The 9403-nt window shown below is 60.1% G+C and carries 7 protein-coding genes; 4 read left to right on the plus strand and 3 right to left on the minus strand.

Features of this window, described 5'->3' with window-relative positions; genetic code table 11:
• Positions 1-29 precede the first annotated feature (29 nt).
• The 3 genes from plsB to BMH52_RS24040 are packed head-to-tail and all read left to right on the plus strand — an operon-like array spanning position 30 to position 3719.
• Positions 30-2549, plus strand: coding sequence for a glycerol-3-phosphate 1-O-acyltransferase PlsB (gene plsB, locus BMH52_RS24030; RefSeq protein ID WP_072434300.1), 2520 nt, complete (start codon positions 30-32; stop codon positions 2547-2549).
• 51 nt (positions 2550-2600) lie between these two features.
• Positions 2601-3002, plus strand: a complete 402-nt coding sequence (locus BMH52_RS24035; protein WP_014717218.1) for a YbaY family lipoprotein — start codon at positions 2601-2603, stop codon at positions 3000-3002.
• Between the two features lie 27 nt (positions 3003-3029).
• Positions 3030-3719: a DUF4197 domain-containing protein gene (locus BMH52_RS24040; protein WP_003189124.1), complete on the plus strand. Its 690-nt coding sequence runs from the start codon at positions 3030-3032 to the stop codon at positions 3717-3719.
• Between the two features lie 93 nt (positions 3720-3812).
• Here BMH52_RS24040 and BMH52_RS24045 read toward each other — a convergent pair whose 3' ends face one another.
• The 3 genes from BMH52_RS24045 to BMH52_RS24055 all read right to left on the minus strand — a co-directional run bounded on the left by BMH52_RS24045 (position 3813) and on the right by BMH52_RS24055 (position 8366).
• A complete protein-coding gene (locus tag BMH52_RS24045; RefSeq protein WP_072434299.1) occupies positions 3813-4052 on the minus strand; it encodes a type III secretion protein in 240 nt (79 codons plus the stop codon).
• Positions 4053-4194: 142 nt separating this feature from the next.
• Positions 4195-7260 (minus strand): efflux RND transporter permease subunit, encoded by a 3066-nt coding sequence (locus BMH52_RS24050; protein ID WP_073845281.1) that lies wholly within the window; start codon positions 7258-7260, stop codon positions 4195-4197.
• A gap of 5 nt (positions 7261-7265) precedes the next feature.
• Positions 7266-8366 (minus strand): efflux RND transporter periplasmic adaptor subunit, encoded by a 1101-nt coding sequence (locus tag BMH52_RS24055; RefSeq protein WP_014717215.1) that lies wholly within the window; start codon positions 8364-8366, stop codon positions 7266-7268.
• Between the two features lie 93 nt (positions 8367-8459).
• Here BMH52_RS24055 and BMH52_RS24060 point away from each other — a divergent pair, with 93 nt between their 5' ends.
• Complete coding sequence (locus BMH52_RS24060; RefSeq protein WP_019817872.1) at positions 8460-9116, plus strand: TetR/AcrR family transcriptional regulator; 657 nt, start codon at positions 8460-8462, stop codon at positions 9114-9116.
• The last annotated feature ends 287 nt before the right edge of the window (positions 9117-9403 follow it).

Below are 9403 nucleotides of genomic sequence, written 5' to 3' on the forward strand. Positions count from 1 at the left end.
CGGTTTTTTCCACTTGAAGCAGTTCGCCTATGACCCGCTCCCCGTTCCGCCGTCTGGTGTTTGGCACCTTGCGCCGACTGTTGTACCTCTGGGTTCGCTCAGAGACGATCAACCAGTCGTCCCTCACCCTTAACCTGGACCGCAGCCGGCCGGTTTTCTACGTCCTGCAATCACCCTCCCTCACCGAGTTGGCAGTGGTCGACGCCGAGTGCACCAAGGCCGGCCTGCCACGCCCGGTGCTGCCAGTGTCAGTGGGGCCGTTGATGGAGCCTGCGGCGTTCTTCTACCTCACGCCGGATCCGGATTGGCTTGGGCGCCAGGACAAGCGTGGCGCACCACCCACCCTGACGCGGCTGGTCAATACCCTCACCGAACACGCCGAAGAGAATGCACAAATCATTCCGGTCAGTGTGTTCTGGGGCCAATCCCCCGAAAGCGAGTCCAGCCCCTGGAAGCTTTTATTCGCCGACAGCTGGGCGGTCACCGGGCGTCTACGCCGGTTGTTGAGCATCCTGATCCTGGGGCGCAAGACCCGTGTGCAATTCTCCGCGCCTATCAACCTGCGCGAATTGATCGAGCACAATAAAGGCCACGAACGCACCGTGCGCATGGCCCAGCGCATCTTGCGTGTGCACTTTCGTAACCTGAAGACGGCGGTGATCGGCCCTGACCTGTCCCACCGCCGTAATCTGGTGAAGGGCCTGGTCAATATGCCGCTAGTGCGCCAGGCCATTTCTGATGAGGCCGAACGCGAAAAAATCTCGCCGGAAAAAGCCAAGGCCCTGGCCCTGCGCTATGGCAACGAAATTGCCTCGGACTACACCTACACCGCGATCCGCTTCCTGGAAGTGGTCTTGAGCTGGTTCTGGAACAAGATCTACGACGGCATCAAGGTCAATAACATCGAAGGCGTGCAAAAGGTGGCCCAAGGCTACGAGGTGATCTACGTGCCTTGCCACCGCAGCCATATCGACTACCTGCTGCTGTCCTACCTGCTGTTCAAGAACGGCCTGACCCCACCGCATATCGCCGCCGGCATCAACCTCAACATGCCGGTGATCGGCAGCCTGCTGCGCCGTGGCGGTGCGTTTTTCATGCGCCGCACCTTCAAGGGCAACCCGTTGTACACCTCGGTGTTCAACGAATACCTGCACACCCTGTTTACCAAGGGCTTCCCGGTGGAGTACTTCGTCGAAGGCGGCCGCTCGCGCACCGGGCGCATGCTACAACCGAAAACCGGGATGTTGGCGATCACCCTGCGCAGCTTCTTGCGCTCCTCGCGCATGCCTATCGTGTTCGTGCCGGTGTATATCGGCTATGAGCGTGTCCTCGAAGGCCGCACTTACCTGGGCGAACTGCGTGGCGCCAGCAAGAAGAAAGAGTCGATCTTCGATATCTTCAAAGTGGTCGGCGCGCTCAAGCAGCGCTTCGGCCAAGTGGCAGTCAACTTTGGCGAACCGATCAAGCTGGCAGAGTTCCTCGACGCCGAGCAACCGGACTGGCGCGCCCAGGAACTGGGGCCGAACTACAAACCGGCCTGGCTCAACGAAACCACCAATCGCCTCGGCGAACAGGTGGCGCGTCATTTGAACGAAGCCGCTGCGGTGAACCCGGTGAACCTGGTGGCGCTGGCCCTGCTGTCCACCACCCGCCTGGCGCTGGATGAACAGGCCATGGCCCGCCAGCTGGACCTGTACCTCGCGCTGTTGCGTCGTGTGCCCTACTCGCCCCACACCACCCTGCCGGAAGGCGATGGCCTGGCGCTGATCAAGCACGTCAAGGACATGAACCTGTTGTCCGAGCAGAGTGACGCCCTGGGCAAAATCGTTTATCTGGATGAGCAGAATGCCGTCCTGATGACCTACTACCGCAACAACGTGCTGCACATCTTCGCCCTGCCGGCGTTGCTGGCGAGCTTCTTCCAGAGCAGCTCGCGGATGAGTCGCGAACAGATCCTGCGCTACACCCACGCGCTTTACCCGTACCTGCAATCGGAACTGTTTATTCGTTGGTCCTTGGACGACTTGGACAACGTGGTCGATCAATGGCTGGACGCGTTTGTCGAACAAGGCCTGCTGCGTTTCGAAAACGCCGTGTACCTGCGCCCGGCGCCGAGTTCGCGGCACTTTGTGCTGCTGACGCTGCTGTCCAAGAGCATCGCCCAGACCCTGCAACGCTTCTACATGGCGATCTCGTTGCTGCTCAACAGCGGCCAGAACAGTATCAGCGCCGAAGAGCTGGAAGACCTGTGCACGATCATGGCCCAGCGCCTGTCAATCCTGCACGGCCTCAATGCTCCGGAATTCTTCGACAAGAGCCTTTTCCGACATTTCATCCAGACGTTGCTGGAGCAAGATGTGCTACGCCGCGATGAAGCCGGCAAGCTGGGCTATCACGACCTGCTCGGCGAACTGGCAGAAGGTGCGGCCAAACGCGTGTTGCCGGCGGATATTCGCCTGTCGATCCGCCAGGTGGCCTTGCACCGCGTGGACGGCGCAACCGAGACCGCGCCTGAACCGGTTGCCGCCCCTCCTGAAGAAAACCGCTAAATTGAACGAGGCGTCGGGCGGATTCCGGCGCCGTTGAAAAGGAGTTGCACCGTGAAAAAACTCATCCTCCTGGGCCTGACCGCCCTGCTCGGAGCCTGCCACTCGATGACCCCAACCCCGAAGGCCAGTCTGGACGGCGAAGTGTTCTACCTGCAACGCATCGCCCTGCCGCCGGCCGCCACCTTGAGTGTCAGCCTGCAGGACGTGTCCCTGATGGACGCCCCGGCCGTGACCCTCGCCGAACAGAAAGGCCCGGTCAAAGGCCAGGTGCCGCTGCCGTTTCACCTGAGCTATGACCCGGCTCAGGTCAAACCGGGCCACACCTATTCGGTCAGCGCTCGCATTGAGCTGGACGGCAAGCTACTGTTTATCACCACCGAGCGGCACACCGTGCAACTAAACGGCCAGGACCCACAACCGCTGCGCCTGCGGGTAGATGCGGCCGCACATTGATCATTCCCACTTCATAAGGAAGCGCCCATGCTCCGCAAATCTCTTCGCCTCACCGCCCTGTGTGCTGGCTTGCTGTTCGGCGCCAACGCCATGGCCCTGGATCTGGGCAGCCTGTCCCAGGGTGACGCCAGCGGCGGCCTCAAGGATGCCTTGACCCAAGGTGCACAGATTGCTGTGAAACAACTCGGGACACCCGGTGGTTTCAGCAACAACCCGGACGTGAAGATCGGCCTGCCGGGCAAACTCGGCAAAGTCGCCGACAAGCTTAAAATGTTTGGTATGGGTGACCAGGTCACGCAACTGGAAACCAGCATGAACAAGGCCGCAGAAACCGCCGTGACCCAGGCCCAGCCAATTCTGGTCAACGCCGTGAAGAACATGAGCGTGACCGACGCCAAGGGCATTCTCAGTGGAGGCCAGGACTCCGCCACCCAATACCTGAACAAAAGCAGCCGTGAAGAAATTCGCGCCAAGTTCCTGCCCATCGTCAAGGCCGCCACCGACAAAGTCGGCGTGGCTCAGCAGTACAACGCTCTGGCCGGCAAGGCCGCAGCCTTTGGCGCCGTGGATGCCAAGAGCGCCAACGTCGAAAACTACGTGACCGAGCAGGCGCTGGATGGTTTGTTCAAGATGATTGCGCAGCAGGAAGAAACCATTCGCAAGAACCCGGCGGCGGCAGCCACCAGCTTGGCCAAGAAGGTGTTTGGGGCACTTTAAGCCTTCGCCAGCGACTTGTACTGGGACGTAACGCGGCAAACACTCTGCGGGTGCAGAGTGTTTGCAATGGCTGAATATCAGAACTCAGCGCATTCAACGGCCGATTTGAGCGTTGGTATTCGCATTGCTGTTCGCGTTGGAAACGCTGTTGTTGATCGTCAAATTAGTGGTGGGCTGGGAATGACCGTATTTGAACGATTTGAGCGCGTCTGAAAGCTCACGCCGACTGACGGAGTCATTATGTGAATGTTTGGCGCAAGCGCCGCCCACCTGACCGCCGCCCAGCATCATGCCAATCGCCGAGTAAAAGTTTCCCACTGCTTGTAGGAGCATATCTATTTCGCCTCTATGAACGTTCTGGAAATTTTATCCACGTGATAAAAACCACCGAATAAAGTACCTGCGAACAGGTAACTATCTGTGGCAAGCCTGAAAAAAAGGTTCCCATTGGGCCCACCCAAAAACAGTCACAGATTTACTCCACGTCCTTCCTGATCCTGAACCAAGCCGCGTACAACGCCGGCAAGAACAACAGCGTCAACGCCGTCGCCACGATCAACCCCCCCATGATCGCCACAGCCATGGGCCCGAAGAACACACTGCGCGACAACGGAATCATCGCCAGCACCGCTGCCAGCGCCGTCAGCACAATCGGGCGAAAGCGTCGGACGGTGGCTTCGATAATTGCCTGCCAGGGTGCCAGGCCGGCCTTGATGTCTTGTTCTATCTGGTCCACCAGAATCACCGAATTACGCATGATCATGCCCGACAGCGCGATGGTGCCGAGCATGGCGACGAAACCGAAGGGTTGGCGGAACACCAACAGGAACAGGGTCACGCCGATCAGCCCCAACGGTGCGGTGAGAAAGACCATGGCCGTGCGCGAAAAGCTGCGCAGTTGCAGCATCAGCAAGGTCAGCACCACCACGATAAACAGCGGCACGCCGGCCTTCACCGAGTTTTGCCCCCGCGCAGAGTCTTCAACCGTACCGCCCACCTCCAACAGATAGCCGTCCGGCAGCTCGGCTCGCACATCGGCGAGCGTCGGCAAGATCTGCTGCACGAGGGTCGCCGGCTGTTCCTTGCCATAGATATCGGCCCGTACGGTCACCGTGGGCAGACGGTTGCGATGCCAGATGATGCCTTCTTCGAATCCATATTCGAGGGTGGCAATTTGCGACAGCGCCACGCTTTTACCATTGTCGGTGGGCACGGCCAGGCTCGGCAGGCGCGACAGCTCGCTACGCTCATGCACCGTGCCGCGCAGGAGGATCTCGATCAATTCGTTGTCCTCCCGATACTGGCTGACGCTGGCGCCGGTCAGGGAACTCTGCAGGAATTTCGACAGGTTGGCAGTGCTCACACCCAGGGCACGGGCACGGTCCTGGTCGATATTCAGGTATACGATTTTGCTCGGCTCTTCCCAGTCCAGATGCACATTCACCACATGGGTATTTTCGCGAACCTTGGCCGCCACTTTGCGCGCCAGCGAACGGACTTCTTCGATGTGCTCGCCAGTCACACGAAACTGCACGGGGTAGCCTACGGGCGGGCCGTTCTCCAGGCGCGTGACCCGCGAACGCAGGGCGGGGAATTGCTCGTTGAGGGTTTCGATCAGCCAGGTGCGCAGGCTTTCTCGCTCCTCGATGGTGTTAGCCAGCACCACAAACTGGGCGAAGCTGGCAGCGGGCAATTGCTGGTCCAGTGGCAGGTAAAACCGTGGCGAACCGGTGCCCGCGTAGGCGACATAGTTATTGATGCCGGCATGCTCCTTGAGCAACGCCTCCAGGCGCTTGACCTGTTCGGCGGTGTTGCTCAGGGAAGCGCCTTCGGCCAGTTTCAGGTCGACCATCAACTCCAAGCGACCGGAAGCCGGGAAGAACTGTTGCGGCACGAAGCGAAACAGTGCAACCGAGCCGATAAACAGCAGCAGGGTCAGCACGATCACGGTTTTACGCCGCTGCACGCACCACTCCACCAGACGCCTTACACGCTGATAGAAGGGTGTGCCGTAAGGGTCCGGGCCGTCGGTGCCGTGTTTGGCCGCATGAATCTTCGCCAGGTCGGGCAGGAGTTTTTCCCCCAGGTAGGGCACAAACACCACGGCCGCCACCCAGGAGGCCAGCAGTGCAATGGTCACCACCTGGAAGATCGAACGGGTGTATTCACCAGTGCTCGATTGCGCGGTGGCAATCGGCAAGAAGCCTGCGGCCGTGATCAGGGTGCCGGTGAGCATGGGGAATGCGGTGCTGGTCCAGGCGAAACTCGCGGCTTTGAGGCGGTCGTAGCCCTGTTCCATTTTGATCGCCATCATTTCCACGGCGATGATCGCGTCATCCACCAGCAAGCCCAGGGCCAAGACCAAGGCGCCCAGGGAAATCTTGTGCAGGCCGATGCCCAAGTAATACATGGTGGCAAAGGTCATCGCCAGTACCAGCGGAATCGCCAGGGCGACGACCATGCCGGTGCGCACGCCGAGGGAGAAAAAGCTCACCAGCAAAACAATCGCCAGCGCTTCAGCCAATACCTGGACGAATTCGCCGACGCTGGTCTTCACGGCTGCCGGCTGGTCCGACACTTTGCGCAGCTCCATCCCTGCCGGAAGGTTCTTTTGCAGGCGTGCGAATTGCGCTTCAAGGGCCTTGCCCAGTACGAGGATGTCGCCACCGTCGCGCATGGCCACGGCCAGGCCGATGGCATCTGCGCCCATGTAGCGTATGCGCGGTGCCGGTGGGTCGTTGAAGCCTCGATGGATGTCAGCCACGTCACCGATGCGGAAGGTGCGATCCCCCACGCGTATCGGAAAGTTGCGGATCTCCTCTACTGTCTTGAAGTTGCCCGAAACGCGCAGTTGCACGCGCTCGGTGGGGGTTTCAAAGAAGCCGGCGGTGGACACCGCATTTTGCTCCTGCAACGCCTGTTGTACAGCAGCCAGAGGCAAGCCGAGGGTGGCGAGCTTGAGGTTGGACAGCTCGATCCAGATCTTCTCGTCCTGCAGGCCGAGCAGCTCGACCTTGCCCACATCCGGGACGCGTTGCAGCTGGATCTGGATGCGGTCGGCGTAGTCCTTGAGCACCGCATAGTCAAAGCCGTCGCCGGTCAGGGCGTAGATATTGCCGAAGGTGGTGCCGAACTCGTCGTTGAAAAACGGCCCCTGGATATCCGGCGGCAAGGTGTGGCGGATGTCGCTGATTTTCTTGCGCACCTGGTACCACAACTCAGGAATCTGCGCCGAACGCATCGAGTCACGGGCAATAAAGGTGACCTGGGATTCACCAGGACGGGAGAACGACACGATGCGTTCATACTCACCGGTCTCCATGAGTTTTTTCTCGATTCGCTCAGTGACCTGGCGCGAAACCTCCTGGGCCGTGGCTCCAGGCCAGTTGGTCTTGATCACCATGGCCTTGAAGGTAAAGGGCGGGTCTTCGCTTTGTCCCAACTTGGTGTAGGACAAGGTGCCAACCACGGCCAGCAGGATCATCAGGAACAGTACGATCTGGCGATTACGCAACGCCCATTCGGAAAGGTTGAAACCCATGGGGACTACTCCTTGGCCGCCAGATTCACTACACGGTTGGAGCGATCCACCGGGCGCACGGGTTGGCCCTCATGGAGCACATGCACGCCTGCGGCCACCACCCAATCGGTGGCGGCCAAGCCTTCGAGTACCGGCACGGTGTTTTCGCCAAACGCACCAATGCGTACAGGGGTGCGTTCAAGGGTGTTGTCCGGTTTTACACGCCAAACGTAGGACGCACCGTTCTCGGCACTCAGGGCAGACAGCGGTACCGATAGAGGAATGACACCGTCGACCTGGATGAAAACCCGTGCGCTTTGGCCCAGTTCGGCGGGCACTTTGCCGCCGGTGAAGGCTACGCGCGCGGCGAAGGTGCGAGACTTGGGGTCGGCGGCAGGAGACAGTTCACGAATGCGCCCGGCGAAGCGTTGCTCTGGCTGGCTCCACAACTCCACCGACACCGGCTGGCCGATCTTGAAGCGGCCAAAGCCCTGCTCGGGCAGGCTGATCAAGACTTCACGCTCGCCATCGGTGGCCAGGGTGAACACCGTCTGGCCAGCGGAAACCACTTGCCCCACCTCGACGGCACGCTTGGCGACTACCCCATCCTGAGGCGCACGCAGCACGGCGTAGCCGGCCTGATTGCTGGACACATCGAACTCGGCCTTGATCTGCTTCAGGCGTGCTTCACCGGCTCGGTAGAGGTTTTCGGAATTGTCGTACTGCGACCGACTGACCATCTGACGATCCATCAAGGTCTTGTAGCGATCCCGCTCCGCACGTACCAAGCTCAGATTGGCCTCGGCGGCGGCCACTTGGGCACGGGTGGCTTCCAATTGCAGGCGCACGTCCTGAGGGTCGAGTTCGGCCAGCGGCTGGTTGGCCTTGACCCGTTCGCCCTCCTCCACCAGGCGCTTGCTGACTTTGCCGCCGATGCGAAAGGCCAGGTCCGGCTCATAACGGGCACGCACCTCACCGGGGTAGCTGTCCATTGCCTGCGCCGACGGCTGCGGTTGCACCACCATGGCCGGGCGCACGGTGGTCTGGGCCGCTTCTTCATGGCCGCAAGCGGCCAACAGGAAGATCAGGCTGACAGGCAAAGCAAGGGGCAGGAAAGCGCTGCGCATGCTGAAGGACCTTTCGCAAATAGAGCTTGGAATAATTATACTGGCCGGTATGTTATTAATACCAAACTCACCAGTCCAGTATTAAAGGTGAAAATGTCCGACAATCCTCTGAACACCGCAAGCCCAGGGCGCCCCAAGGACATGGCAAAACGCCAGGCAATCCTCGAATCGGCAAAATCGCTGTTCCTGGATAAGGGCTATGCAAACACCAGCATGGACGCCGTCGCCCTGGCGGCCGGCGTATCGAAACTCACGGTCTACAGCCACTTCACCGACAAGGAGACGCTGTTCACCGCGGCGGTAGTGGCCAAATGTGAAGAGCAATTGCCGGTGATGTACTTCGAGCTTCCCGAAGGCATGCCCGTCGAGACGGTGTTGCTCAACATCGCACGCGGCTTTCATCGGCTGATCAACAGCGAGGAGTCGGTAAACCTGCATCGCCTGATGATGACCACCGGCAATCAGGACGTGAAACTCTCCCAGATCTTCTTCAACGCCGGCCCCATGCGCATGCTGCAAGGCATGGAGCGCTTGCTCGGCAAGATTGACCAGGGCGGCGCGCTGAGCATCGACACACCGTTCAAAGCCGCGGAGCACTTCTTTTGCTTGCTCAAGGGCACGGCGAACTTTCGCTTGTTGTATGGCTGCGGCGGACAATTGAGCGCGCAAGAGGCTGAAGAGCATGTGCAGGACGTGGTGCAGTTGTTTATGCGGGCCTATCGCAGCACGGGGCTCGACAGCACCGCATAGGCGGTAGCAACCGACGGTAACCACGATGCGAAGCGAGTCGCTCTTGATCTGCTCTTGATCTGCTTTTGATTTTGATCTTAAGCGCCCCGTCAAACCACGCTGGCCGGAATTCGACAGGGATTTGGGGGGTAAACCGGCAGGGATGCCGGTTTAGCCGCCCCGCGCCATGGATGGCGCGTGGCGGCGGCCCCCCAAATCACTGGCGGATTACGGGCACACCGAGCCCAGGCGAGGTGCCGAGTGGTGGGGCAAGAGCGTTTTACTTTTGCGCTTTTCAAAAGTGAGCC

It is taken from the genome of Pseudomonas sp. BTN1 (assembly GCF_001907715.1).
Taxonomy (GTDB): Bacteria; Pseudomonadota; Gammaproteobacteria; order Pseudomonadales; family Pseudomonadaceae; genus Aquipseudomonas; species Aquipseudomonas paracarnis.